We start from the raw sequence: 26,539 nt of genomic DNA, 5'->3' as shown, positions 1-26,539 counted from the left end.
AGATATACTTAGTATGAAGTATATCAAAAAAGGGTGAGAAGTGTTGAAAACATTAAGTCAATTACAACAATTGAAACGCGATAAAGAGAAAATTACGATGGTCACTGCTTACGACTATCCAAGTGCAAAACAAGCTGAAGCAGCTGAAATTGATATGATCCTTGTAGGTGACTCACTTGGTATGACGGTCTTAGGCTACGAGAGTACTGTTGAAGTTACTTTAGACGATATGTTACATCATGGACGAGCAGTAAGACGCGGTGCACCAAATACATTTGTTGTAGTGGATATGCCATTCGGTTCAGTAGGTATCGATGCGACTACAGATATACAAAATGCGATACGTTTGTATCAACAAAGCCAATGTAACGCATTAAAAGTAGAAGGCGCACATTTAACACAATTTATTAAGCAAGCTTCACAAATGGGCATTCCGATTGTGGCACATTTAGGTTTAACACCGCAAAGTGTAGGGATTTCAGGATATAAATTGCAAGGTGCGACGAAAGATGCAGCCGAACAACTGATTCAAGATGCAAAAGCGGTTGAAGCAGCAGGGGCAGTGGCAATGGTACTTGAGGCAATTCCAAGTGATCTTGCGAAAGTCGTTTCTGAACAATTGACGATTCCGACCATCGGTATAGGTGCAGGTAAAGATACGGATGGCCAAGTGCTCGTTTATCACGATATGTTAAGTTATGGTGTAGAACGCTATGCAAAATTTGTAAAACGATATGGCGATTTTTCAGTAGGGATTGATGCATTAAAAGCATACCATCAAGAAGTTAAATCAGGTGCGTTTCCTTCTGAAGAATACATGTATAAAAAGCAAATTATGGGTGAATTGAATGACTGAAGTAATTACAACGATTCAAGAGATGCAACACCTTACTTCAAGGTTTAGATTAGAAGGTAAAAGTATTGGTTTTGTACCAACGATGGGCGCCTTACATGAAGGCCATTTAACGATGATACGTCAATCTATTGAATACAATGACATTACAGTGATTAGTGTGTTTGTGAATCCACTTCAATTTGGCCCTAATGAAGATTTCGACGCGTATCCAAGACAAATCGAAACTGATGTGGAAGCAGCACGAATGATCGGTGTCGACTATGTATTTTACCCGACTGTTGAAGAAATGTACCCGCATACGTTAGACATTACGTTAAAAGTGGGACGATTAGCATCTGTTTTAGAGGGGGCAAAACGTCCTGGTCATTTTGACGGTGTGGTTACGGTAGTGAATAAGCTATTTAATATTGTACAGCCGCATGTTGCTTACTTTGGGAAAAAAGATGCTCAACAACTTGCGATTGTTCAAAAAATGGTGGAAACGTTTAATCATCCCGTTGTTATTCAAGGTGTTGATATTGTTCGTGAGAGCGATGGACTTGCGAGAAGCTCACGGAATGTTTATTTGACTGAGGAAGAGCGTCAACAAGCGCCACACTTGTACCAAAGTTTACAACTTGCGAAAGCGATGTATGATCATGGAGAGCGACAGAGTGCGGCGATTATTGAAAAAGTGACAGCATATCTTAAAGCGCATACGTGCGGCAAAATTGAAGAGGTTGCCGTATACAGTTACCCAGAATTAGTACAACAAAATACCATTTCTGGACAGATATTTATTTCGTTAGCGGTAAAATTTTCGAAAGCACGATTAATTGATAATATTATTATTGGAGATGAAGTTAAATGATAAGAACGATGATGAATAGTAAAATTCATCGCGCACGTGTGACAGAATCAAATTTGAATTATGTAGGGAGTATCACGATTGATCAGGATATTTTAGATGCTGTAGATATTCTTCCAAATGAAAAAGTGGCGATTGTTAACAATAACAATGGTGCACGTTTTGAAACGTATGTGATTGCTGGAGAAAGAGGAAGCGGTAAGATTTGCTTGAATGGTGCGGCTTCAAGACTTGTAGAAGTGGATGATGTTGTGATTATTATGACGTATGTCCAGTTAAACGAACAAGAGCTTATCCATCATGCCCCTAAAGTAGCAGTGATGAATGAGAAAAACCAAATAGAACAAATGATTTTGGAAAAAGAAAATACGGCTTTAGTATAAGCCGAAAAATAACAGAGGTCCCATGAAAGTTGTGTCAAAAGCACAATTTTCATGGGCTTTTTTAATTTAATGAATGTAATTGTGTGAACGGACGGCGCTTGCAGGAATAGTACGTGTTGATGTGATGTATGGCGCAATGTAGTTCATCTCTGAAATTAAAATACTGCCATCTAAGTTGACGCGTTCGACGTAAGCGACGTGGCCATAAGGCCCTTCATAATTTTGCATGATAGCGCCGACTTTAGGTGTTTTGTCGACGGTAAATCCTTCGCTTGCAGCTTTAGCCGCCCAATGACGCGCATCACCCCAGAAAGTACTTATCGTTTTACCTGCTTGAGCACGTTTGCTAAATACATACCAAGTACATTGTCCAGCGGTATAGAGATTATTTTTATTTGTATAAATCGGCTGGTCAATGATTTTCCCATTACCTAACGCAAGGGGTTTCCCATCTTCTGTTCGTGCTTCTTCGTTAAAGTTAAGAATTTGTAATTCGTCGTATAACGTATCTGTATTAATGGACGTAATAAGTCCGCGTGCATCTCTTTTAAAAGCTTTCTTGCTCGGTGCTTCGGATGGCGCCGCTGCATTTTCGCTAGGTAAAGAAGGTGGTGGTGCTATTGTAGTAGGGATGTTTTGAGATGTGGCGCTCCTTGCTGGCGTTGAAGGGGCATCGCTATTCCAATATTTATCCGTCGCATGTCCTTGTTGTCTATAAGGCGTGTGTGGTGTAGTTTGCGTGCTGTTTGAATTTTTAAATGAATTAGCATTGGAGTCGTGAGTACCGTAATGATAAGTGTATGTACCATCTTGGCGCACATTAAAAGTGGCGTTAGGATGGCTTTTTTGATCTTCTTTCAATGATGCGTCTGCTGACGTATCAAGCATTGTTGTTCCCAGTAATGTAAGTGTCGAAAAAGTTGTGATACATTTATAAAAATAATTACTCATGTTGTAACGCAGTTCCTTCTCTATGAATTTAATGTTAGTATACACAAAAATAATAAAAAGTGGAATGGTAATTTATATATTAAGTAGAAAATGAAGTTAGACACGCTACTTTTACGTAATTATAGGATGAGTTACATTTTCAAACTGAAAAGATTAAAGTAAGTTAAAACAAACTATTTACATCAAGAATAGATTTTTGTATTCTAAATAGGAAGATTGAGTATAAAAAAAATAATCAATTTTTTTACGTCTAATTTTCAACAATGTAATTCAACCAAAACATCTAGGAGGTTATTTATTATGGCAATGATTAAAATGAGTCCTGAGGAAATCAGAGCAAAGTCACAAGCTTATGGGAACGGGTCTGAACAAATTCAACAAATTTTATCTGAATTGACACGTGCTCAAGGTGAAATTGCTTCAAACTGGGAAGGTCAAGCATTTAATCGCTTTGAAGAGCAATTCCAACAATTAACACCTAAAGTTGAAAAGTTTGCTCAATTATTAGAAGAAATCAAGCAACAATTAAATAGCACAGCTGATGCTGTACAAGAGCAAGACCAACAATTATCAAACAACTTTGGCTTACACTAATTACGTTAAGACATCGTTGATGGTGTGTATATGACTGCAATAGATTTTGCATCATATCGCACTTTGTGCCTTTAAAAATTCATAATAATGGAAAAGGATTAAAAGGCTTTTTACAGTGAGACATAGATCAAATAAAACATTTGAAATTTGTCTCACTTTTTATTTTATTAAGCGGGAAAAATGAGAGGATCAACAAGAATGAAAAAGAAGAAATGGATTATTGGTGCATTAACAGTTTTTCTATTAGTATCAGTCATTTTAGCCTTAGTCATTATGACGCAAAATAAAGAAACTAAAGAAAACATAGACCAAGCAAATAAGAGTAAAGAAAATAAAAATGTCAAAATTGCTATTGTTAATGAGGATCAAACGACGATGTATAACGGCAGCAAAGTCGAGCTCGGGAAACCTTTTGTGAAGATGCTTTCTCATGAGGATTCGCATGATTTTGAAACGGTATCACGTCACGTTGCAGAAAACGGTTTGAAAAACGGACAATACCAAGTGATGATTGTGATTCCAAAGGACTTTTCAAAATTAGCCATGCAACTTGATGAAAAATCACCTTCTCAAATGACAATACAATATAAAACTGCTGTCGGCCAAAATGAAAGTGTTGCACGAGAAACTGAAAAAGTAGTGGGACATCTTTTAAGTCAATTCAACGAACGTTTAATTCAAATTTATTTATCTAGTATTATCGACAACTTACATAATGCGCAAAAAAATGTAGATGACATTATGACACGTCAAGGCAATGTGGATCAAAGATTTACTAACTTTTTAGTGAATCCATTAAATGATTTTCCAAAGCTTTTTACCGATTTAATGGTACATTCCATTTCGGCAAATAATGATATTACACAATGGATTCAAGAATATAATCGCTCATTATTAAGCTCAGATGCTAAAACGTTTCAACTACCTTCTAACGAAGGGGTATCCAAACTTGTAAATGATCAACAAGAAACGTTTGCCCAATATCTGTCAGATTTTGAAAAAACGTTAGATACGTACCAGTCACAAAAAGACAGTGTGGATTTAGAGAGCTATATTCAGCAATTGCAATCTACAGATGAAGGATTAAAACAATATCAAGATGCTAGTAAAACTTCAAAAGACACTTATGAAGAGGCATTTAAATCACATCTGGACGAAGTGAAAAAAGACGTGGCGTCTCAAGAGTCACCATTTACAGATGATATGCTTAAAGAATATAAAGAGAAGCTAACGGAATCTATGAAAAAGCAACTTTCAGAAAACGAAGAACTTAATGATGCGATTTCACAGATTAAAGATCAAAATAAACAACTGCGTAATGAATTAGTTCAAAGTATGTTGTCTACGATACAAAAAGATCCAGCACAACAAAATGATATGTATATCGCGGATATGTCTCCTAGCGATTTAACACGAATCGGTTTGAGCGATGCAAAAGTAGAAGAATATCAGAAAATCTTAAAGCAATTAAATCGTTTCAAGCGTAGTTATAATCGTAAACATCCTGACAATCCAATTGTATAAGAAGCTTACAACGATGATTTAAAAGCAGAAGATACGTCATCATTAAAGACTAAAGGCGTGGATATTGAACGTAAAGAAACAATCAAAAGTAAAGACATTAACCAACTCTCAGTGGCGCTTGATAAAAACTTTACTTTTGAAGGTACGATTAAAGTAAACGGAAAGAACTATGATATTAAAGATCAAGACGTTAAACTCGATACAACGAAAAAGACTTTTGATGTCGAAGTGAAAGGTACAGCTAAATTAAAATCGGGAGAATCGCATGAAAAAGCGTTTCTTAAAGATAAAATGATGCATTTACAACTTGTATTTGGCGCTGCGGATCAAACAGGAGACCATGGTACGACATCAGACAAACATAGCGGTGTGAGCGTTGTCGATATCTCAATGCACCATCATTTAGACGGCCGTTTAATTCATGCAGATGTTAATGAACAGTTACGAGCATTAGATCGTTTTGCAAACCATTACCAAATTTATCAAAGTCAGCATTTATCACCAGACGCACCAGAAATTAACAGTGATGCGATTATCGAAATGCTAGTCGATGAAGTGATTCAGGACATGAAAGACTTTAAAACAGACAAATCTGCCTTGCTAGAACAAATCGATAATTTAGATAAAACGTCTAGTGACCTTATTTCTGAAATGATGAAAGGCCAAGAAGGCTTGCTTGATAATCAAAAAGATATAAGTAAATTAATTCAAACTTTAGATGAAACGCATCAAAAGGTAAAAGAAAATCCTGAAAAACCTGAAGTGGATAAAGCGCAACAAGACGGGTTTGTCACACTTTCAACAAAATTAGATGATGATATTCAAACACTTTCTGAAAAGAGTACACAATTATTAAGCGATAGCCAAAAATCTCAGGCGACAGCGAACACTGTAAGTTCTGAGTTGAACCAATTAGATCGAAATGTAGCTCAGTTACATGCGAGTGGACGTGCACTTGGAGATCGCGCGAATGCGATTAATAGAAATATGACAAACAACGCGAAACAAAATAAATTGTTTGCAGATCACTTTGCGAAAGTATTAAAGAATTCTAAAGAAGGCGATAGACAAAATGAAGCGTTAAAAGCGTTTATGAGTCACCCAATTCAAAAGAAAAACCTTGAAAATGTACTGGCAAGTAGTGATGAGAAAAATACGATTTCACCAAGTATTTTAGTATTGTTGATGTATTTATTATCGATGATGACAGCGTATTTCATATACAGTTATGAAAATACAAAAGGTGCATTGCAATTCATCAAAAATGATTTCGGAAAGCACAACACAGTATGGAATAGTGTGGTTAACACAGCTTTAATTTCAGCTATAGCTGCTGTTGAAGGCATTATAATTGGTCTTGTTGCAATGAATCAATTCGATATTTTAGACGGGTATCGTTTGAAATTTATATTAATGGTTCTCGTAACGATGGGCGCGTTTGTGCTAATGAATACGTACTTGTTTAGACAACTGCGCACGATAGGTATGTTCATCATGCTCGCATTCTTAGCCATTTATTTCGTTGCGATGAATCAAGTTGGCATAAGCCCAACTCAAACGACAATCGGAAAAGTATCACCATTATCGTATATCGATGCAGCATTCTTTAATTTCTTGAACGGCGAACAATCTGTTGTATTCGTCATGGTATTACTTGGCGTCATTGCCATTACAGCATTTTTACTCAATCTCGTCATTAAACCTATAACGAAAGTGAGATTATTCTAATGTTGCTAGAAAGTTTGTTGGCGCTGTCTATCATTGGTAATACAGCACATAATGGGGGATTAGAAATTCATGTCGAAGAAGAAACTAAAGAACGGGTTAATAAAGATTTAGATCAGTATAATACCCCATTGTTTAATCAAGAAAGTAAAGCATTGAATGATGAAATTAAAAAAAAGAAAGACCAACATCAACAACATATTAAACAATCTATGTTTGATAAGCATCAGCGACCGCCTTCTCACGTTGCTGATACAAAACGAACATTATTCGAAAAACAAGAAGAGACCTCAACTACAAAAGCCCCATACATTCAACAAGATCAAGAGAAAAACATCTTGCCCTACTTTTTGATGAGTGTAGGGGCTCTTTTTACTGTAGGGTTTGCATTATTAACTATATCTAAATGGAGAAAGCGTGAGAAACATGATACAACATAAACGCGTGACGGTTGATTTTACTCATTACAACAAAGGGTCATATGATTTAGCCTTACCAGTGTTAGTACCAATAAAGACATTAGTCCCTTTAATCATGGAAAGCTTAGATATTACACTCACGACACCACCAAAGTATGTCAAAGTGACAACAAAACATCACTTACTCGTTGAAAACGATCGATTAATCGATTTTCAAATCGCTGATGGTGACATTTTAAAAATGATTTAGGAGGTTACACTAGTGTCGGAAAAGAATTTAAACGAATTTACATCTATAGAACCGGATTTAACAACAAAACAGGACACACGCGCATATATTAGGGATATACCAAAATCTGCCGTAAAACCTGAACATTATCATTTAATGTATTTATTAGGACAACGGGCGACGCACTTTTTAGATGGAGAAGTGACTGAACTTCAAGACTGTTTTCAAATCAATTATCATGTTCACGAAAATGTAGTGACTTACGATGCAATTAAGACGTTATCGACTAATGAAAAACTACGTTATTTGTTGAACATTGCAAAGTTAGAAGAATTACAACAAACAAGGTATACCTATCAATTAGAGCCGAATGAACTGCACTTTACGAAAAATGGTTTGCCGCTATTAAAGACAAGAGGTCTACGCAATGTTATTGAACCGCTACCATACTCAGAAGAGGAATTTTTAACACGTTATAAAGCGTTAATTATCGAGGTTTTTAATGATAAGGTTCAATTTGAAAGCTTAGTAGAAGGCAATTTAGACCTTTATAAAGGAACGCCATTTGAACAGCAAATCATACAAGCTAAAACGTTGAAAGCATTAAAAGAGGTGTTGCAGCAACACTATAATAAGCAACAAACGATTCATCAAAATCAATATACGTATGTCCAAAAGAAATACCACGCATTATTCAAATGGGGCGGCATTGTTGCAACAGCGCTCACGTTAGCCTTAATCGCATTTTTATTGTATTTGTATTTTTCAGTAATGAAGCACGATGCTCAAGTTGAAGCGGGGTACCAATCTTTTATAAAAGAAGACTATACGCAAGTGCTGAATGACTATGAAAATGTCGATGCTAAAAAGTTAGATAAAGAAGCACTTTATGCATATGCTAAAAGTTATGTTGAAACGAATAAACAAGGCCTTGAGAAAGACAAAAAGAGCAATGTATTAAATCATATTACGCCATCTGCGAACAAAGATTACTTATTGTATTGGGTTGTGTTAGGACAAGGGGATATTGATGAGGCCCTTAATATTAGCACTTACCTTGAAGATAACGATTTAACAAAACTCGCGTTAATCAACAAGTTAAACGATATTAAAAATAATCCAAAACTATCATCTGAAAAGCGAAGCGAAGAAACGAAAAAATACAACGATCGTCTTCAAGCCATTTTAGATAAAGAAAAAGAAGTGAAAGACGAGAAAGCAAAAGAACAAGAAGCATCAGCTAAAAAGAATGACGAACGTCTCAAACAACAAGAAGAAAATGAAAAGAAACAAAAAGAACAAGCACAAGAAGACCGTAAAAAGCGTCAAGAAGCTGAGAGAAAAAACTAACACATAAGAACTGAGGAACTTCTATGAATAAGTTGATAATACGATTCAATAATCAGTTGAGATGTCTCAACTTACAATCACGGAAAACCTATACGATTAGTAGTCATCCCGATGCCAACATTACTTTTAAAGGTATGCAATCAGAAATCGTGTTGAAGCAAACCCAATCTGGGACATGGTATGCGAATGACTACCCTTTACAATCACATGTTTCATTGAATCAAATTGACATGACGCTATTTACAGATAACGATATTCACGCATTTTACTATAAGTCTGAACCAATTATAACGATAGGTCCGAACCCTTACGATGATGTATATATGCTTGAGATGCAAAATACGTTGATTGTGAAAGGAGCAGATACTTTTAAAGAAACACAATCCGTACAACTCGTGTATGACACAGATAGCGAATTGTTTATCAATTACGATCTTCAAACGATAGGGCCTTATCAGCTCGAAATAGGTGACCATCTTTATTTAGAAGGCATGATGATTGAGTTAAGAGAAGAAGGGTTTCATCTTATCACGAAACATCGCGTTGAAAGCCAGTTAATGCGTATGGATGTGGCATATCCAAATGCTTCAGAGCCACACTATCATGACTATCAACGTTCGCCGCGCATTATTCATCGTGAACCAAAAGAACCTATCAAAATTGAGCGACCACCACAACCTATACAAAAGAACAATACGGCGATATGGCGCTCAATTATTCCACCACTAGTGATGATCGCATTAACAGTTGTTATCTTTTTAGTGCGTCCTATCGGCATTTACATCATTATGATGATCGGAATGAGTTTGGTTACGATTGTATTCGGAATTACCTCTTATTTTTCTGAACGTAAACGCTACAAAAAAGAGGTTAAAGAAAGGGAACAAACCTATCTTAACTATTTAAGAGAAAAGACTTCCCAAATTCATAAATCGATGAATCAACAACGTTTTAGTTTGAATTTTCATTTTCCAACATTACATGAAATTCAAGAGATTGTAGAGGCAAAAGCGCCAAGAATTTACGAAAAAACCGTACATCATCACGATTTCTTACATTATCGTTTAGGTGTTGCAGATATTGAAAAGTCTTTCGAAGTAGATTACCACGAAGAAGAATTTAACCAACGCCGAGATTTTCTATTTGATGAAGCTAAAAAGTTGAATGATTTTTATCAAAAACTTGAACAAGCGCCATTAGTTAACGACTTAACTCATGGTCCAGTAGCTTATGTTGGAGAACGTCGCCATATTATTGCCCAACTAGAACAAACATTATTACAACTTGCGACGTTCCATAGTTACCATGAAATTGAATTTTTAATCGTTATGGATGAGCACGAGTATCCGTCGTTTAAGTGGACGAGATGGTTACCGCATATGAATTTACGTCAACAAAATATTCGTAGCTTTGTGTATAACCAACGTACGCGTGATCAAATTTTAACGTCTGTTTATACGATGATTAAAGCACGCGTGCAACTTGTTAGAGAGCAACAACAAGGGGAACAAACTTTGTTTACGCCACATTTAGTGTTTGTGATTACCGATATGGCACGGGTATTAGACCATGTCATTTTAGAATACATTAATCAAGATTTAACGCCTTATGGTATTTCGCTTATTTTTGTAGAAGATGTCGTGGAAAGTCTTCCGGAACATGTTAAAACGATTGTTGACATTAAGAGTGCAAATGAAGGCGAATTGTTGATGAAAAAAGGTGAGCTCGTCCAAATTCCATTCACACCGGTTGCGTCGAATGGTGTTGATAAAGGGTATATTGCACGTCGCTTAGCTAATTTAAATCACGTCGAACAAATGAAAAATGCTATTCCTGAAAGCATTACATTTTTACAAATGTATCAAGTGGAAGCTGTAGAAGAACTTAACGTTCAAAAACGTTGGCGTGAAAACGAAACTTACAAAACAATGGCAGTACCACTAGGGGTAAGAGGGAAAGATGATATTTTATATTTGAACTTACACGAGAAAGCACATGGTCCGCACGGGCTAGTTGCAGGGACGACCGGTTCAGGTAAGTCTGAAATTATTCAATCTTATATCTTATCTTTGGCAGTTAACTTTCATCCACATGAAGTCGCATTTTTACTTATCGACTACAAAGGTGGAGGTATGGCGAACTTATTTAAAGATTTAGCGCATCTTGTAGGGACGATTACGAACCTTGATGGAGATGAAGCCATGCGTGCATTGACATCAATTAAAGCCGAACTTCGACGACGTCAACGTTTGTTTGGTGAGCATGATGTCAATCATATTAATCATTATCACAAACTATTTAAAGAAGGTATCGCAAAGGACCCCATGCCACATTTATTCATTATTTCGGATGAGTTTGCGGAATTGAAATCGGAACAACCAGAGTTTATGAAAGAGTTAGTTTCTACGGCGCGTATCGGTCGTTCACTCGGCATACATTTGATTCTTGCTACACAAAAACCATCCGGGGTCGTAGACGATCAAATTTGGTCGAACTCCAAATTTAAATTGGCGTTGAAAGTACAAGACAAGCAAGACAGTAATGAAATTTTAAAAACACCGGATGCTGCGGACATTACATTACCAGGCCGTGCCTACCTACAGGTTGGTAATAATGAAATCTATGAATTGTTCCAATCAGCTTATAGTGGTGGCACTTATGATCAAACAGGAGCGCACGCTGAATCAGAAGATCAAACCGTTTATTTGATTAATGACTATGGACAGCTCGAAGCGATTAATAAAGATTTGAGTGGATTAGAAGAAGTGGTGGCTACATCAAATGAGACAGAGCTCGAAGCGGTCATTCGCCATTTGCAAGATGTCACAGATACTTTAAAAGTACCGCGTGTCAAACGACCTTGGCTTCCGCCGCTACCTAGCAATGTCTATCAGAGTGAGCTAACAGAGACCGCATTCCAGCAACTATGGTCAGAAACGTTAAAACCTGTCACGCTCACACTTGGGTTAAAAGATGTTCCAGAAGACCAATATCAAGGGCCACTAGAACTTAAATTAAATCAAGCAGGTCATGTTGCAGTAATTGGTAGCCCAGGGTATGGACGTTCGACATTTTTACACAATGTTATTTTCGATATTGCACGTCACTATCGACCAGACCAAGCGCACATGTATTTATTTGACTTTGGGACGAACGGCCTAATGCCTATGGTAGATGTGCCACATGTAGCAGATTACTTTACGGCAGATCAAGAACAAAAAATCGAAAAAGCACTTAAACGTATTCATGAAGCGATTAGTGAACGTAAAAAGCTATTAAGTGAGCATCGTGTCGTCAACATTGATCAGTATCATCAGTACACAGGCAACACGGTACCAAACATATTTATCATGATTGACAACTATGACACGATTAAAGAAACAGCATATCAAGAAAGCTTTGAAGCAATGATGATGAAATTGACACGTGAAGGTCTTGCCTTAGGTATTTACCTTGTATTAACAGGTTCTAATACGAGCAGTATTCGTACTCCTATCTACACGAACATTAAAACTAAAATCGCACTATATCTTTTTGAGAACAGTGAGATTACCAACGTTATTGGTTCGTATAAAAAGGGCGTGAAAGATGTTAAAGGACGCGCAGTGATTAACGATGATAATACGACGCAATTCCAAATCGCAATGCCATTTAAACCTGAAGACGATCTGTCTTATAACGATCAAATTCAAAATGAAATTGCAGTGATGAAAGAAAACTTTGTAGGTGAGACACCAGAAGGCATTCCAATGATGCCTGAAAAAGTATTGCGTACAGAATTAGAAAAAGCATATAATTTAGAAGATATTGTAACGAAATCACATCAAATTCCATTAGGATTGGATTTTGAAAATGTCAAACTTGTAAGCTTAGATTTAAATATGCCAAGTATCGTGACGGCGATTAAGCCTATTGAACAAGATTATTTAAACGAATTAATCATTGATTATTTAGAGCTATATAAAAAGCAAGAAACCGTTATTTTAGTAGATGCAGACGAAAATATGGAAAAATTCTCTAATAAAGTGACATCTTATTATTCTAGTGCATCCGATTTGGCTATGATTCGTAGTGGATTTAATCAAGAAATCGAGGCCAGAAAATCCGGACAACGCTCGAGCGAAGATAAAAAGGTTGTATTTATTAACAATATTAAACGTTTCGTTCAGTCTACTGGAGTTACAGAGGATGAAATTCGTCGACTGTTTAATGAAGCACCTACTTATAACATCATCATTATCGCAAGTGGTTTATACACAGATACTATCGGTGCTTTTGATAAACAAAGCAAAATGATGACACGTATTGTTAACCAAGCTATTATAAGTCACAAAATTTCCGAGCAAGAGTTTTTACCTGTGAAAAACCAATATGGAGAACCTGAACTTAAATCAAAAGAAAGTTATTTAGTGAAAAATCAAGAGTATCAAAAACTAATGCTAATGGAGTGAAGCATATGGTAATAAAGTTGGGCGAGACAGACGTCACAGCGTTAATTAATAATATGAAAACAAAAGCCAACAGTTTGACTGTTTCTGATAGTGAAGTGAATTTAAGTAAAACAAACTTGATTACATTTACAGAATATAAGGATATGTTTACAAACTATAAGGCAGCTTTTGATAACTATAAAAGTATTGTCACACAAGATGCAGAGGCGATGTTGGGGGCAGTGCAAGCTATTGTAAAAAATGACCAAGATAATGCCAATCAAATTAACAAGCTAGATTAGGGGTGAAAGGATGGGAAAAGCTGACATTCTCGGACAATTGTCGTTGAAAAAAACCCTTTTAGGTACTTTAGATGGTAAAATTAATAAATTAAAAAAGGATTTAAGTACTTTAGAATGGGTTTTGGAAAAGGTACAAGAACATCATAAAGATTTTAAAACAACTATGGATGATTGTAATAAAACAGAAATATCGACAAGCCATTGGAAGGGACAAACGAAAAATAAAAGTGATAAACATCGTGAAGACTTAGAGAAAACCGCTGAAGAAATTGATAAAAAATTTCAAGACGCAATAGATCGATTAGAAGAAGATATTATGAATAAAAAATTTGAAATTCAAGTAGCCAATGCTGAAAGGACAATGGTAAGCGGTATAATTGCAACGTTAGAATCAGCGTTAGTATAGGGGGTGGAAAAATGAGCGTCAAGGTAGATATGAGAGAAGTTCATAATATGAAAGATGCAATTACGAAAGAATTGAGTAAAACGAACAGTGATTTAGAGTCTTTAAAAGGTAGTATGTCTAAATTGATAGAAACAAAGCAATTTGAAGGGGCTACCGCAACAAACATCAAAGATTACACAAATACGTTTCACAATCAAACAATTGAAAAGTTTAAGAATACAAACCAAAATTTTGTCCAAGATATCTCGAAATCCATTAATAAATTCAGTGAATCCGTAGATAACCACGAAGAAGCAATATTGGTTGAAGATGAAATAGAAAAATATAAAACCGATATCATTAAAAAAGTTGCCAGTATGAAAGAAAGTGTTGAGTATGCCAATGTTAATATTGAATATGCGGGAGGGTTAACGACAGCTAAAAAGATAAGCTATGAAAATTTAATAAATGATAAAAATACTTTTAAAGACTATATCAACACCACACTTGAGAAGTTGGAAGATTTTGATGCGCTGAATTCGATTGATGGTGACATTACCAATAATGCTATTACAGAACTTAAAGGCTTAACATCGTACGTTAAAAAAGGCTTGCCGGCCAATCGTTCGACAATAAAGAGTACTTCTAAAAAGATAGAACGTGCCATACTACACCATAAAACAAGAGAAGAACTCGTCAAATTTCAAGAATTTCTAGAAAAAAATAGTGATTATATGAATAGGGTACCATCTAAATCTAGAAAGGCCGTAAAAGCATTCAAACAAGCTGGACGAGAATTATTGGCTTTGAAAGCAATAGGTAATGGAGACGTAATTGCTGGCTACAATAAGTTTATGAGTGTAAGAAACGTTGATAAATTAATAGATAGTATGTCTCATAAACAATTACAAAAAATGGCCTTGTTTATGCATACAGATGCAGATAATATTAAACTTAAGAATTTGTTAAAAAGTTCCGGAGAATTTGTAAAAAATAATCCTTTTAAAAAAGGTAATCTTGTTAATTGGATGACGAATGTCCAAAATTATAAAAGTAAAAGTTCCGAACTCTTAAAAAATGAGTTGAAAGATAAAAACTTCCAATATAAGTTTGGCGATTCAAGGAAATTTTTTGATACTGCAGAAATGAAAAAAGCAGCTTCGACAGAATTTAAAAATACATTTTCTTCGCAAAACTTTAGAGATCATATTCTAAAAAAAGAAAACCTAAAATTTAATAAAACGCCACTTACAAACGTAAAGAATTATCTTGGAGAAGGCGTAAAAGGATTGAAAGGCGATTTCTCATCGAAAAACATTTTAGGGAAATTCCAACTCTCCATGAAACTAGGAGGGAAAGTACTCAAACCGCTAGGTGTGGCAGCAGCAATTACGGATAATTTAGATGAAAAATCCACTCAGGAAAAGCTAGTAGGTATGGGTGTGGACCTAGGTGCTATAGGTGCGAGTGCTGCTGCAGGAGCCGCAATAGGAACCGCCATACCGATACCTGTTGTGGGAACACTTTTAGGCGCTGGAGCAGGCATTTTGGTTGGAGTAGCCATGGAGGCTAAGCTTCCAGGTTTTGATAAATCCGCAACAGAGTTAGCCAAAGAAGGTATTAATAAAAGTATTGATGCCCAAGTGAATACTTTTAAATCGGGATGGAATTTAGCATCGAAAGGACTAAAAACAATTTTTAATTAGAGGTGCAATAATGTTAGAAACGTATATTACAAATTTAAAAAAGTCTTATATGAAACCGTTCGTAATATTTTTAATGATTTATATTATTTCTTTAAATGGATTGGCCCTCATGGGAACACAAGCGTGGGCAAAAGTACCTATCATTATTTACATTGTACTGGCAATATGGTTTGTTTCATGCTTAGTTATTATAAAACAAGACAGTTTTAATAATATAAAAGTTGATGAACCTTCAGCGTTAAGATATTTAGTAGTCAATGTATTTGTAGGGTATATACAAGTGGTGGCACTCTCAGCAGGATATGTGATATGGAGTGCGCATACGCATTGGAACGTATTAAGCCATTGGCTAGAAATGCAGGTTGCCATTTTCATGTCACTTTTAGGTTTAATCATCTTTTCGCTTAATGAGTTCCATATCGCAGTAAAAAGCGCTAAAAGATGGCTAAATATGATAGCTATTTTATTAAAGTTGGGTAGTTTTGGTATCTTGATTTATCTTAATTTCACGTTACCAAGAGCTGGTGATGAGAATTTGTTTATTTGGACGCTTGTTATACTTATTATTTGCATAGACGCTCTACTAGTAAGATCTTTCTTTAATTATGCATTATATGTAAGAACACTTAGTGGTGAACTCAAAGCGCCAGACATTGAAGCTTCAAATGAAGATGAGTTGGAAAAAGGTGAAGCGTAATGGATGTAGGAATGCTAGTAATGCCACATTGCGCAAAAATCACCTTTGAAATGGATGAAGACGGCGATTGGTTAGAAGGGTTAGATACTGTAAATGCATTCTTTATGGATGAGGATGTTTATCCAACAGGACCGATTATTTTTAAAAGAGAGACGGTAGGTTTGGGTGAAATTCAGTACACAGCATATCTTGCATTGAACCAACCGATTAATGATATACCTGAATTCAATATTGAATATGTAGATATGCTTGAAGTTGCACCTACGATTTCAGAACGTTGTTTTGAAGAAGAGGAATTTGATTTTGTTTATAAGAAAATTGAATTCTTTTCTGAAGAACATGGTTTTCATCTTGTGAATCAACCATACTATCATGTCATGATTGATTATCCAGGAGGTAAAGTATTTGAAATTCATGCAGAAATTGCATCAATAGAGGACTTGGACGATGAATAAAACAAGTTATAGTTCAATAATGTTAAAGAATGTAGCGTATAAAACCTATGTGGACGTATCGGTTAATGATTTAGAAGCTTTGTTTCAGGATTTTCTTAAATGTTGTATAGATAGAGAAGCTGAACCAGCAGGGGATTTAACTTATTCGGTAACACACGTGGATGCAGAAAAGCGTATGAATATCTATATCTTTATGCCAGTTACTAGAGGCTTTAAATCCGATGGAGAACTAGGGTTTCGTAGTTATTTTATGTTAAATCAACTATTACATGGAAGAATTACTTCGGATAATTTTATTGAAGATGAAATCGCCTTATTAGAAGAAATGAATACTTTTGCTAAAGAAAATAATCTCACGTTTGTCTCTCCATATTATCATACGCTAAAAACAAATTATAAAGGCACTTATGCATGGATAGATGTAAAAGCCAAAGTATACGAAAATGAATCGTTAATCGATGATGCGCTATCAAAAGGTAACATCATATTTGGTGATGATGCACCATAAGAATAACAACAGATAAGGAGAAAAAATAATGGAAAAAAACGGTAATGCTTTAAAAACTTGGGCATGGGTATTTATTGTACTTACAGTAATTACGCCACTTTTTGCGATTGGAAGTATTATTTGTAGTATTAAATATAAAGCGTACGATCCTGAAAAAGGTGCCAAATTGTTAAAAATCTCAATTATCGTAGCTATTGTTGTAGTAGCGCTTACCCTTTATATGACTTTACGAATGATGTAATACTTAGACATAGGAATGGCTAGCCGTTTACTACATACGAGAAATTGAAAAAGCATATAAGTAGTCCAAATTGAAAGGAAATTTTCATGTTTTTCAATACTAGCCATCCTTTGGGGTGGGACGATGAAATCTAATTGATTTCTGTCCTACTCTAATTTTTGAAATGAAACTATAACGTGATAAATATAATTCAGGAGAAATATTATGATATATATTGTATTGATTGGTTTATTTGTTGTTTTTTATGCCGTTTTCACTACGAGTTATTTTAAAGTTGACGGGTTACCTTTATTAAGTTTAATTATTGATTTAGGAATTATCGTTGCATTCATCATTTTTTATTTTATAGGTGGGTATCTAGAGTTAAACGATTTGCATAATTATCTTATGTTTACTTACTTTGGGTCATTTGTGTATATGTATTTCGCAATTAAAACATTTTGGATAAAACCAAGTTTATTAAAATATATGGTTGAAAAAGACAATAATCCAGATGAAGAACAATTAGAAACTCAAGAATTAGATTTACGTACAGCACGAATTCGAGCGATATACTATTTTATTATCGCTATCTTATTAATGGGTTTAACACATATTCACATGCACCCTGAACTTCAAGAAGATTTAACTTCGATGAATCCACTTTTTGTATTTATAGGACTTATTATCATTATCATTTGGTTGATTTTAGATGTATATCGAAAAATAAAGTATGGTGTATTTCTATTTAAGACGATAGTACCTCTTGTAGTAACTATCTATATTTTTATAAATACTATCACTATGTAAGAAAGCAGTGTGGTATATATGCTAGAAACGTATATTACAAATTTAAAAAAGTCGTATCTGAAGCCATTCGTAATATTTTTAATGATATTTATTATTTTTTTAAATGGTTTAGGACTTATAGCAACGCAAGCATGGGCAGAAGTACCTATCATTATTTACATTGTACTGGCAATATGGTTTGTTTCATGCTTAGTTATTATGAAACAAGATAGTTTTAATAATATAAAAGTTGATAAATCTTCAGCATTAAGATATTTAGTAGTTAATGTGTTTGTAGGATATATACAATTGGTGGCAATCTCAGCAGGATACGTAATAGGGAATGCATATATGCATTGGAATGTAATAAGTTATTGGCTAGAAATGCAGGTCGCTATTTTCATGTCATTGTTGGGTTTAGTGATATTTTCACTTAATGAGTTCCATATTGCGGTAAAAAGCGCTAAAAGATGGTTGAATATGATAGCCGTTTTATTAAAGCTAGGAAGCTTTGGAGTCTTAATTTATCTTAATTTCACAGCGCCAAGAGCTGGCGATGAGAATATGTTTATTTGGTTATCTGCTCTATTTATTATTGGAATAGACGGCCTATTAGTAAGATCTTTCTTTAATTACGCATTATATGTAAGAACACTTAGTGGTGAACTCAAAGTGCCAGACATTGAAGCTTCAAATGAAGATGAGTTGGTGGAGTAATCATGTTAGAAACGTATATTACAAATTTAAAAAAGTCTTATATGAAACCATTTATAATACTTTTGATGATTATTACTATTTTTTGTAACACATTAGCACTTATAGTAACGAAAGCGTGGGCAGAAGTGCCAATAATTATTTACATTGTATTGGCGATATGGTTTGTTTCGTGCTTAGTTATTATGAAACAAGATAGTTTTAATAATATAAAAGTTGATGAACTATCAGCGTTAAGGTATTTAATAGTGAATGTATTTGTAGGGTATATACAAGTGGTGGCACTCTCAGCAGGATATGTGATAGGAAATGCGTATTTGTATTGGGATGTATTAAGCTATTGGCTAGAAATGCAGGTTGCCATTTTCATGTCGCTTTTAGGTTTAATCATCTTTTCACTTAATGAGTTCCATATCGCAGTAAAAAGCGCTAAAAGATGGCTAAATATGATAGCTATTTTATTAAAACTGGGAAGCTTTGGTATCTTGATTTATCTTAATTTTACGGCGCCAAGAGCTGGAGATGAGAATTTGTTTATTTGGGGGCTTGTTATAGTTATTATTTGCATAGACGCTCTTTTGTTAAGATCTTTTCTTAATTATGCACTCTTTACGGACGAATTACGTAATGGCCCGACAAAGTTTGAGAATAAGGATTCGGCCAAAGAACCATTGGAATGAGAGTACTAATGTTAGAAAGCTGCTGCACGAATGCATAACTATAAATATATGGAGCAACGCGTTAATAAAAATAATGGAGGTTGAAACAATGGATTGTTTCAATCTCCATTATTTTTATTTTCAAATGTATTTGTTGGAAGGTGACTTTTTCAATTTCTAATATGTTTACTGTTCTCCAACGATGTTTATGAATCATATGTTACCAAAACATGTTTTTTTAGGGTGTTCAGTATAACTTTAATAAATTTCTCATTTTAATTTATAAAACTTCTTAAATTAAAAAGTCTTGTTGCTATAAAATGAACAATTTGGTGTCGTTCTTTCTTAATTTTTTTATGATTTATGTATTTTTCGTTGCCTTTTCAAAAATAATGTGACATACTCATATTTATTAGTATGACATATTAAAAATTTTGAGGTGAATCAGTATGACAAAATACATTTATGCTTTTGATGAAGGTCAAAAAGACATGAAGGATTTGCTTGGTGGTAAAGGGGCCAATTTGTCAGAGATGAAGCGTCTGGGGTTACCTGTTCCAGATGGTTTTACAATTACGACAGAAGCATGTATTGAATACTTAAAACAAGGTGAAACACTTCCAGAAGCGGTAATGACGCAATTGAAAGAACAATTAGCGGCTTTTTCAAAACGCACCAATAAAGCTTTTTCTGATGATCAAAATTTGTTGTTGGTCTCTGTTCGAAGTGGAGCGAAAATTTCGATGCCAGGTATGATGGATACGATTTTAAACTTGGGATTAAATGATGAAAATGTTGAAAAATTAGCGCATAAGACGAACGATGCACGTTTTTCTTACGATTGTTATCGTCGTTTACTTCAAATGTTTGGGGAAGTTGTATATAACATTCCTATGCATGCCTTTCATACATATTTTGACGGCTATAAAAAAGAACATGGTTATGAGACTGATGCAGATATTCCAGCAGAAGGCTTAAAAGCCATTTGTGAAAAGTACAAAGAGGTTTATTTAGAAGAAGTGTATAAACCATTCCCTCAAGCACCTCTAGATCAACTTTCTGAAGCGATTGAAGCGGTATTTAAATCTTGGGACAACGATCGTGCTCGTGTATATCGTGATTTGAACGACATTCCACATGATATTGGGACGGCCGTGAATGTTCAAGAAATGGTATTCGGTAATAGTGGCGATCAAAGTGGTACTGGTGTCGCATTTACACGTAATCCAGTTACAGGAGAGGCGAAATTATTTGGTGAATATTTACTGAATGCACAAGGTGAAGATGTTGTTGCTGGCATTCGTACACCAAAAGACATCCAAACGTTAAAAGATCAAATGCCTCACGTACATCAAGAATTTGTAGAGGTTTCGGAACAATTAGAAGCGCATTATAAAGATATGCAAGATATTGAATTTACCATAGAAAATGAGAAGTTGTATATTTTACAAACACGAAATGGTAAACGTACTGCAAAAGCAGCAATGAAAATTGCGGTAGATCTTGTCGAAGAAGGTGTGATTTCTAAAGAAGACGCGATGACGAAAGTTGACGTAAAATCAATCGATACGTTACTACACTCAACTTTTGAAGCACATGCATTGGCACATGCTGAAGTGGTTTCTCAAGCAGGGTTGCCTGCGAGTCCGGGTGCTGCGGTAGGTCACATTGTGTTTACGGCTGAAGAAGCGAAGGTACGAGCTGAACAAGGTGAGAAAGTCGTTTTAATGCGTCCGGAAACGTCTCCAGAAGATATCGAAGGTATGATTGCGAGTGAAGCGATTGTAACGACACATGGTGGGATGACTTCGCATGCAGCTGTTGTCGCTCGCGGTATGGGTAAATGTTGTGTGACAGGTTGTTCTGACTTGGAAATTAATACGACTGATAAAATTATTACGTATCCAGGTGGTACTTTACATGAAGGAGATAAGGTTTCAGTAGATGGAGCGAACGGTGATATCTATGCGGGAGAAGTAGAAACGACAAGTGCAGAGCATAGCGAGGAATTTGAACAATTTATGCAATGGGCTGAAAGCATTGCGCGTTTGAATGTGCGCATGAATGCTGAAACGACAGTGGACATTGAAGCAGGCTATCAATTTAATGCGAAAGGTATCGGTCTCGTACGTACGGAGCATATGTTCTTCGGTGCGGAGCGTCTTGTTGAAATGCGTCGCTTCATTTTATCTTCTGATGAAGCAACACGTATTCAAGCATTAAACCAAATTCGTGAATATCAAACAGAAGATTTTGAACAAATTTTCCGCTTGTCAGGAGATCGTCCAACGATTGTCCGTTTATTAGATCCGCCACTACATGAATTTTTACCTAAAGCAGGTGAAGAAGTTACTCATGTGGCACAGCAACTTGGTATTTCAGAAGCAAAGTTAAACAAACGTATTGCAGAACTGCATGAAACGAATCCTATGTTAGGTCATCGAGGCTGCCGTTTAGCAATCACGTACCCAGAACTTTATGTTATGCAGGCGGAAGCGATTATGAAGAGTGTCGTACGTCTTAAAGAAGAAGGGATTCATTGCCAACCTGAAATTATGATTCCGCTCGTATCGACAGTAGAGGAATTTACAACATTAAAAACGCAAATTGTTCAATGTATCGATAATATTGAGCAACAGTCAGGTCATAAACTGAACTATTTAATAGGAACAATGATTGAAACACCACGTGCTTGTATGGTTGCAGGTGCACTTGCGAAAGAATGTGATTTCTTTAGCTTCGGTACGAATGACTTAACACAGCTCACGTACGGTTTCTCCAGAGATGATGCAGGTAAGTTCATTAATGACTACATTGCAAATGGCATTTTGGAAGTAGATCCATTCCAAACACTTGATGTCCACGGTGTTGGCGCAATGATTCAAACTGCGGTAGATCAAGCTAAACGAGCCAAACCAGCTATTAAAATTGGAGTTTGTGGTGAGCTTGGCGGTGACCCTAAATCTATTCATCATTTTAATGGTATGAATATTGATTATGTTTCATGTTCACCTTTCCGCGTTCCAGGAGCTATTTTAGCGACGGCGCAAAGTGTTGTTGAAAGCGGGCGATAATGTGACACAACATCAGCTTACAATTTTTGTCGTGTCGGATTCAATCGGCGAGACGGCACAGCGTATGATACATGCAGTGATTAGTCAGTTTCCGGATTTAAGAGACATTGAAGTGAAAAAGTTTTCGTTTATTAAAAATGAAGAAGATTTGCTTAATGTGTTAAAGCTAGCAAAGACAAAAGGCGCTATCGTCGTTACGACGCTTGTCACTGAAGAATACAATGCGGCAGGCCAAGACTATTCGAAAGCGCATGGTATTCCTTATGTCGATTATATGTCTCCCCTCATGGCATTAATCGAAAACAAAACAGGGTTAGACCCTGCGAAAGAAACAGGTCGTATTCGCAAACTCGATGATGATTATTTTAAACGTATCGAGGCGATTGAATATTCCGTGAAGTACGATGACGGGAAACATTTTACGGACATCGGAGAAGCGGACGCGCTGATTGTGGGGGTATCTCGTACCTCCAAAACACCGCTCAGCATGTACTTAGCCAATAAAGGATATAAAATTGCCAATCTTCCTCTCGTTCCGGAAGTAGGCATACCGGAAGATGTATTTAAACATCAAAATTTGAAAGTATTTGGTTTAACGGCGAGTCCTCAATACATCATGAATATTCGCACAGAACGCGTAAAAGTATTAGGCATGACTGGTAAAGCAAATTATAATGATCTCGAACGTATAAAAAAAGAACTCGCTTATGCGGAAGAAGTTTTTAAAAGGTTGAATGCAACGGTAATCAATACCGAATATCGTTCAATTGAAGAGTCTGCTTTTTATATTGAAAAATTTCTACAATAACCTACAAGACAACGTTCTAAGTGCCTCCACGCTTAGGACGTTGTTTTTAATGGGTTGAGCTTTAAAGACTAAGAAGAGTGGTGCATCAACATACGTTGTAACAGAACTTAAATTTTTTAAGAATGATTGCTAATTGCATAATATTATGGTATATTTTCAACAATTCGTCTAAAAAACTTTACCGCTTTAAAGTGAAAGGGAGGTTATTCAGTGTCTAAACAGTCACAGTGGAAGTCGTCGACGGGATTTATACTTGCTAGCGCGGGTTCTGCGATTGGCCTTGGGGCAATGTGGAAGTTTCCATACATGGCAGGAATGTATGGTGGCGGCGCATTTTTATTGATGTTTCTTATTTTTACTGTTTTAGTAGGATTGCCATTATTAGTAATGGAATTTACAGTAGGGAAACTGGGACGTACCTATACGACAGAAATCTACGGTAAATTAACAGGAAAAAAATGGCTCAATATTATCGGATGGAACGGAAATTTAGCTGTATTTGTATTGTTTGGTTTTTATAGTGTCATTGGTGGATGGATTATTATTTATATTGGTATTGTATTATTACAGCTACTTCATATTCTTCCAACAAGCCTCCATGATATTCAATTTGAAACGATTATTAGTAATCCGGTGTATACATTACTTGGGCAATTTATATTTATTGGACTGACGTGTATCATTGTGATGCTAGGTGTCGAGAAAGGTTTAGAAAAAGCGTCAAAATTGATGATGCCATTATTGTTCATTTTTTTACTGGTTATTGTCATTAAAGCACTTTCATTAGATGGTGCGATGGAAGGCGTACGTTATTTATTACAACCGCGTGTTGAAGACATTACGATGGAATCGATGTTATTCGCTTTAGGGCAATCCTTTTTTGCGCTTTCATTAGGAACGACAGGGATGATTACGTACGCAAGTTATGCACCTAAAGCAATGACGATTAAAACATCAGCTTTAACAATAGTAATCATGAATATTGTGATTTCAGTGCTTGCGGGCTTAGCGATTTTTCCAGCCTTGCAAACGTTTGGTTACAAACCGGAAGAAGGACCGGGATTACTTTTTAAAGTATTACCGCTTGTATTTGAAAGTATGCAATGGGGTGCGTTTTTCTATATTGTCTTTTTAATTTTATTTTTATTTGCAGCGCTTACCTCTTCTATTTCGTTACTTGAGTTAAATGTATCTAATTTTACACGCAATGATAATCGGAAACGCTGTAAGGTAGCATTTATGTTTAGTGTGGCTGTTTTCGTAATCAGTATCCCAGCAATGTTATCTTTTGGGACGTTGAGCCATGTAAAATTTGGTGCAGGTACGATTTTTGACAATATGGACTTTTTAGTGTCGAATTTATTAATGCCTCTAGGCGCATTGGCAACGACGTTAGTTGTAGGCTATGTCATTGATCTAAAGTCTCTCAAAGAAGGCTTTGGACCTGACCGCTTCAAACTTATTTATCCATGGTACGCTTTAGTGAGGTATGTCTTACCTTTCGTGATCTTAATCGTATTCATATTACAATTGATATAACCCAACAAACCCATGCGGCACTCAAGCGCGCATGGGTTTATTTGTATATTTTAGTCTTTTGCCACGAACACGTACCTGTAGCTGCAAAATAACATAAGTCATGTATCATTTGGTGGCTGAGTTGATACTCATGATGAGTAAGTGACAGTCCATGAGCGGTTAAGATATCAAGGTGCCCTAACCAAAATGGCACATCTAAAATATGGTAACTTGTCGCATAGTTAGGGTGACTAGGCCGTGACCAAGCAAAGGTAGCCGTCCATGTGGCGGTGACTTGTGCTAACTGTTGGGTCAATCGTTGGATAGGCTGGTGGAAATAATATTTTGTAATCCAATCGCGTTGTTGCTGTGCTGTTTGTATTTGATGCGTTGGAGGGACGTCTAAATTTTGGCGGCGTAGCACTTTTTGAAATTGTTGAGGGGATAAGGTATGACGTTCTGATTTTATATAAATATCGCCCTCTGATTTTGTTTGTCCGATGAGTACCGGCAGTCTTAAATGTTCAAAAGTGTGATGAAACGAAGCGGTTTGAATAGGAGCATATAAAAATTCAAGCCCTTTCGTTTTGCCATATTTCATTTGTTGGTGGGCCATCAGAGTTAAAATATGATTTGAAGTCAGTTGATGCCAAGGGGGGTTCGGAAAGTATTGTGTTTTAAGCGTTTCAAATTCTTGTGCTTTTCGTTTCCCTTCACGAGAGGACATCCACTGTAAAGGACCGCTCAATAAGACAGCACGATGGATCATAGCGTGAGCAGTCTTATGAAGCAATAAAGCTTGAATGCTCATTGCGCCGGCAGACTGTCCCATAGCCGTGATGAACTGAGGATCCCCACCAAAATCTGAAATATGTTGATGCACCCATTGGAGTGCGCAAATTTGATCGGAAAGTCCTAAGTTATTATCCCAACTGTCATTGATTGAAGCCCAATCAAGAAAACCAAGTGCGCCCAGTCGATAGTTAAATGTCACGACAATTACCTTTTCTTGTGAGACGAGATGATGGGGATGATAAAGATCTTGAGCACTATGGCCATTCACAAAACTGCCGCCGTAAAAGTACACGACGACAGGGAGGCAATCGTTAGGTGATGTTTGTTTCGGGCGCCATACATTTAATGTTAAACATGCTTCATCTTGCTTGTAGTGTTGGGGAGAAACATTGAAAAAAGCTTCCAATGAATTCGGCGGTTGAATCGGTACAGGGCCAAATTCTAATGCTTGAAAGCCGTCTAAAGTACCGTGATAGGGTTGAGCAGCTTTAAAGCGTAAATCACCTATTGGCGCTTTAGCGTAAGGAATGCCTTTAAACACTTCATAATGTGGATAGCGCACACCGCTAATTGTACCTAGCTCAGTATGTACATATGTCAA

The 26,539-nt window shown here is 36.0% G+C and carries 23 protein-coding genes and 1 pseudogene; 22 read left to right on the top strand and 2 right to left on the bottom strand.

Annotated elements, in window-relative coordinates; all coding sequences use genetic code 11:
• The first annotated feature begins 43 nt into the window (after window positions 1–43).
• Genes panB through panD form a run of 3 tightly spaced genes read left to right on the top strand, consistent with a single transcriptional unit; the run spans window position 44 to window position 2,086 of the window.
• The gene (gene panB, locus LN051_RS10915) at window positions 44–856 is read left to right on the top strand and encodes a 3-methyl-2-oxobutanoate hydroxymethyltransferase (RefSeq protein ID WP_229292528.1); all 813 of its coding nucleotides are present in this window, start codon (window positions 44–46) and stop codon (window positions 854–856) included.
• Window positions 849–1,706, top strand: coding sequence for a pantoate--beta-alanine ligase (gene panC / locus LN051_RS10910; protein ID WP_229292527.1), 858 nt, complete (start codon window positions 849–851; stop codon window positions 1,704–1,706). Before panB ends, panC begins: the two co-directional genes overlap by 8 nt.
• Window positions 1,703–2,086 carry an aspartate 1-decarboxylase gene (gene panD / locus LN051_RS10905; protein WP_229292526.1) on the top strand — a complete coding sequence of 128 codons (384 nt, stop codon included), beginning with the start codon at window positions 1,703–1,705 and terminating at the stop codon, window positions 2,084–2,086. Before panC ends, panD begins: the two co-directional genes overlap by 4 nt.
• Before the next feature lie 66 nt (window positions 2,087–2,152).
• Here the strand turns inward: panD and LN051_RS10900 are convergent, their stop codons facing one another.
• Window positions 2,153–3,037, bottom strand: coding sequence for a CHAP domain-containing protein (locus LN051_RS10900; RefSeq protein ID WP_229292525.1), 885 nt, complete (start codon window positions 3,035–3,037; stop codon window positions 2,153–2,155).
• A 300-nt stretch (window positions 3,038–3,337) separates the two neighbouring features.
• Between LN051_RS10900 and LN051_RS10895 the strand changes: the two genes are divergently transcribed.
• The 19 genes and pseudogenes from LN051_RS10895 to LN051_RS10800 all read left to right on the top strand — a co-directional run bounded on the left by LN051_RS10895 (window position 3,338) and on the right by LN051_RS10800 (window position 25,164).
• Window positions 3,338–3,631: a WXG100 family type VII secretion target gene (locus LN051_RS10895; protein WP_229292524.1), complete on the top strand. Its 294-nt coding sequence runs from the start codon at window positions 3,338–3,340 to the stop codon at window positions 3,629–3,631.
• 198 nt (window positions 3,632–3,829) lie between these two features.
• Window positions 3,830–6,883 (top strand): annotated as a pseudogene (gene esaA, locus LN051_RS11535) (type VII secretion protein EsaA).
• Window positions 6,883–7,320: a type VII secretion protein EssA gene (gene essA / locus LN051_RS10880; RefSeq protein ID WP_229292521.1), complete on the top strand. Its 438-nt coding sequence runs from the start codon at window positions 6,883–6,885 to the stop codon at window positions 7,318–7,320. Before esaA ends, essA begins: the two are co-directional and overlap by 1 nt.
• On the top strand, window positions 7,307–7,549 hold the full coding sequence (locus LN051_RS10875) for an EsaB/YukD family protein (protein ID WP_229292520.1): 243 nt from the start codon (window positions 7,307–7,309) through the stop codon (window positions 7,547–7,549). Before essA ends, LN051_RS10875 begins: the two co-directional genes overlap by 14 nt.
• Window positions 7,550–7,561: 12 nt before the next feature.
• A complete protein-coding gene (gene essB / locus LN051_RS10870) occupies window positions 7,562–8,878 on the top strand; it encodes a type VII secretion protein EssB (protein WP_274704564.1) in 1,317 nt (438 codons plus the stop codon).
• A 23-nt stretch (window positions 8,879–8,901) separates the two neighbouring features.
• Entirely contained in the window at window positions 8,902–13,329 is a 4,428-nt protein-coding gene (gene essC / locus LN051_RS10865; RefSeq protein ID WP_229292519.1) for a type VII secretion protein EssC, read from the top strand.
• 5 nt (window positions 13,330–13,334) lie between these two features.
• Window positions 13,335–13,610 carry a DUF5344 family protein gene (locus tag LN051_RS10860; RefSeq protein ID WP_229292518.1) on the top strand — a complete coding sequence of 92 codons (276 nt, stop codon included), beginning with the start codon at window positions 13,335–13,337 and terminating at the stop codon, window positions 13,608–13,610.
• Window positions 13,611–13,620: 10 nt separating this feature from the next.
• Window positions 13,621–14,016, top strand: coding sequence for a YwqH-like family protein (locus LN051_RS10855; protein ID WP_229292517.1), 396 nt, complete (start codon window positions 13,621–13,623; stop codon window positions 14,014–14,016).
• Window positions 14,017–14,027: 11 nt separating this feature from the next.
• Entirely contained in the window at window positions 14,028–15,701 is a 1,674-nt protein-coding gene (locus tag LN051_RS10850; RefSeq protein WP_229292516.1) for a T7SS effector LXG polymorphic toxin, read from the top strand.
• Window positions 15,702–15,711: 10 nt separating this feature from the next.
• Window positions 15,712–16,398: a DUF5079 family protein gene (locus tag LN051_RS10845; RefSeq protein ID WP_229292515.1), complete on the top strand. Its 687-nt coding sequence runs from the start codon at window positions 15,712–15,714 to the stop codon at window positions 16,396–16,398.
• A complete protein-coding gene (locus LN051_RS10840) occupies window positions 16,398–16,853 on the top strand; it encodes a DUF5085 family protein (RefSeq protein WP_229292514.1) in 456 nt (151 codons plus the stop codon). Before LN051_RS10845 ends, LN051_RS10840 begins: the two co-directional genes overlap by 1 nt.
• 19 nt (window positions 16,854–16,872) lie before the next feature.
• On the top strand, window positions 16,873–17,361 hold the full coding sequence (locus tag LN051_RS10835; RefSeq protein WP_229292513.1) for a DUF5085 family protein: 489 nt from the start codon (window positions 16,873–16,875) through the stop codon (window positions 17,359–17,361).
• Between the two features lie 28 nt (window positions 17,362–17,389).
• Window positions 17,390–17,602, top strand: a complete 213-nt coding sequence (locus LN051_RS10830) for a hypothetical protein (RefSeq protein WP_229292512.1) — start codon at window positions 17,390–17,392, stop codon at window positions 17,600–17,602.
• A 204-nt stretch (window positions 17,603–17,806) separates the two neighbouring features.
• Window positions 17,807–18,391 carry a DUF5080 family protein gene (locus LN051_RS10825; protein ID WP_229292511.1) on the top strand — a complete coding sequence of 195 codons (585 nt, stop codon included), beginning with the start codon at window positions 17,807–17,809 and terminating at the stop codon, window positions 18,389–18,391.
• 18 nt (window positions 18,392–18,409) lie between these two features.
• Complete coding sequence (locus LN051_RS10820; protein ID WP_274704563.1) at window positions 18,410–19,087, top strand: DUF5079 family protein; 678 nt, start codon at window positions 18,410–18,412, stop codon at window positions 19,085–19,087.
• A gap of 2 nt (window positions 19,088–19,089) precedes the next feature.
• The gene (locus tag LN051_RS10815; RefSeq protein WP_229292509.1) at window positions 19,090–19,764 is read left to right on the top strand and encodes a DUF5079 family protein; all 675 of its coding nucleotides are present in this window, start codon (window positions 19,090–19,092) and stop codon (window positions 19,762–19,764) included.
• Window positions 19,765–20,192: 428 nt separating this feature from the next.
• Complete coding sequence (gene ppdK / locus LN051_RS10810; protein ID WP_229292508.1) at window positions 20,193–22,817, top strand: pyruvate, phosphate dikinase; 2,625 nt, start codon at window positions 20,193–20,195, stop codon at window positions 22,815–22,817.
• A 1-nt stretch (window position 22,818) separates the two neighbouring features.
• Window positions 22,819–23,625: a pyruvate, water dikinase regulatory protein gene (locus LN051_RS10805; RefSeq protein WP_274704562.1), complete on the top strand. Its 807-nt coding sequence runs from the start codon at window positions 22,819–22,821 to the stop codon at window positions 23,623–23,625.
• A gap of 210 nt (window positions 23,626–23,835) precedes the next feature.
• Entirely contained in the window at window positions 23,836–25,164 is a 1,329-nt protein-coding gene (locus LN051_RS10800) for a sodium-dependent transporter (RefSeq protein ID WP_229292507.1), read from the top strand.
• 37 nt (window positions 25,165–25,201) lie between these two features.
• On the opposite strand, the gene LN051_RS10795 is transcribed toward LN051_RS10800, so the two are convergent.
• Window positions 25,202–26,539, bottom strand: coding sequence for a carboxylesterase family protein (locus LN051_RS10795; protein ID WP_229292506.1), 1,338 nt, complete (start codon window positions 26,537–26,539; stop codon window positions 25,202–25,204).

The sequence above is a fragment of the Staphylococcus ratti genome (assembly GCF_020883535.1).
GTDB lineage: Bacteria > Bacillota > Bacilli > Staphylococcales > Staphylococcaceae > Staphylococcus > Staphylococcus ratti.
Note: the sequence above shows the minus strand (reverse complement) of the source record. Positions and strands in the feature narration are given on the sequence as shown.

Bases quoted from the DNA above. Each gene is read 5' to 3' on its own strand.
- panC (WP_229292527.1), top strand. From the start codon at position 849: ATGACTGAAGTAATTACAACGATTCAAGAGATGCAACACCTTACTTCA.
- panD (WP_229292526.1), top strand. From the start codon at position 1,703: ATGATAAGAACGATGATGAATAGTAAAATTCATCGCGCACGTGTGACA.
- LN051_RS10900 (WP_229292525.1), bottom strand. From the start codon at position 3,037: ATGAGTAATTATTTTTATAAATGTATCACAACTTTTTCGACACTTACA.
- LN051_RS10895 (WP_229292524.1), top strand. From the start codon at position 3,338: ATGGCAATGATTAAAATGAGTCCTGAGGAAATCAGAGCAAAGTCACAA.
- essA (WP_229292521.1), top strand. From the start codon at position 6,883: ATGTTGCTAGAAAGTTTGTTGGCGCTGTCTATCATTGGTAATACAGCA.
- LN051_RS10875 (WP_229292520.1), top strand. From the start codon at position 7,307: ATGATACAACATAAACGCGTGACGGTTGATTTTACTCATTACAACAAA.
- essC (WP_229292519.1), top strand. From the start codon at position 8,902: ATGAATAAGTTGATAATACGATTCAATAATCAGTTGAGATGTCTCAAC.
- LN051_RS10860 (WP_229292518.1), top strand. From the start codon at position 13,335: ATGGTAATAAAGTTGGGCGAGACAGACGTCACAGCGTTAATTAATAAT.
- LN051_RS10855 (WP_229292517.1), top strand. From the start codon at position 13,621: ATGGGAAAAGCTGACATTCTCGGACAATTGTCGTTGAAAAAAACCCTT.
- LN051_RS10850 (WP_229292516.1), top strand. From the start codon at position 14,028: ATGAGCGTCAAGGTAGATATGAGAGAAGTTCATAATATGAAAGATGCA.
- LN051_RS10845 (WP_229292515.1), top strand. From the start codon at position 15,712: ATGTTAGAAACGTATATTACAAATTTAAAAAAGTCTTATATGAAACCG.
- LN051_RS10840 (WP_229292514.1), top strand. From the start codon at position 16,398: ATGGATGTAGGAATGCTAGTAATGCCACATTGCGCAAAAATCACCTTT.
- LN051_RS10835 (WP_229292513.1), top strand. From the start codon at position 16,873: ATGTTAAAGAATGTAGCGTATAAAACCTATGTGGACGTATCGGTTAAT.
- LN051_RS10830 (WP_229292512.1), top strand. From the start codon at position 17,390: ATGGAAAAAAACGGTAATGCTTTAAAAACTTGGGCATGGGTATTTATT.
- LN051_RS10825 (WP_229292511.1), top strand. From the start codon at position 17,807: ATGATATATATTGTATTGATTGGTTTATTTGTTGTTTTTTATGCCGTT.
- LN051_RS10820 (WP_274704563.1), top strand. From the start codon at position 18,410: ATGCTAGAAACGTATATTACAAATTTAAAAAAGTCGTATCTGAAGCCA.
- LN051_RS10815 (WP_229292509.1), top strand. From the start codon at position 19,090: ATGTTAGAAACGTATATTACAAATTTAAAAAAGTCTTATATGAAACCA.
- ppdK (WP_229292508.1), top strand. From the start codon at position 20,193: ATGACAAAATACATTTATGCTTTTGATGAAGGTCAAAAAGACATGAAG.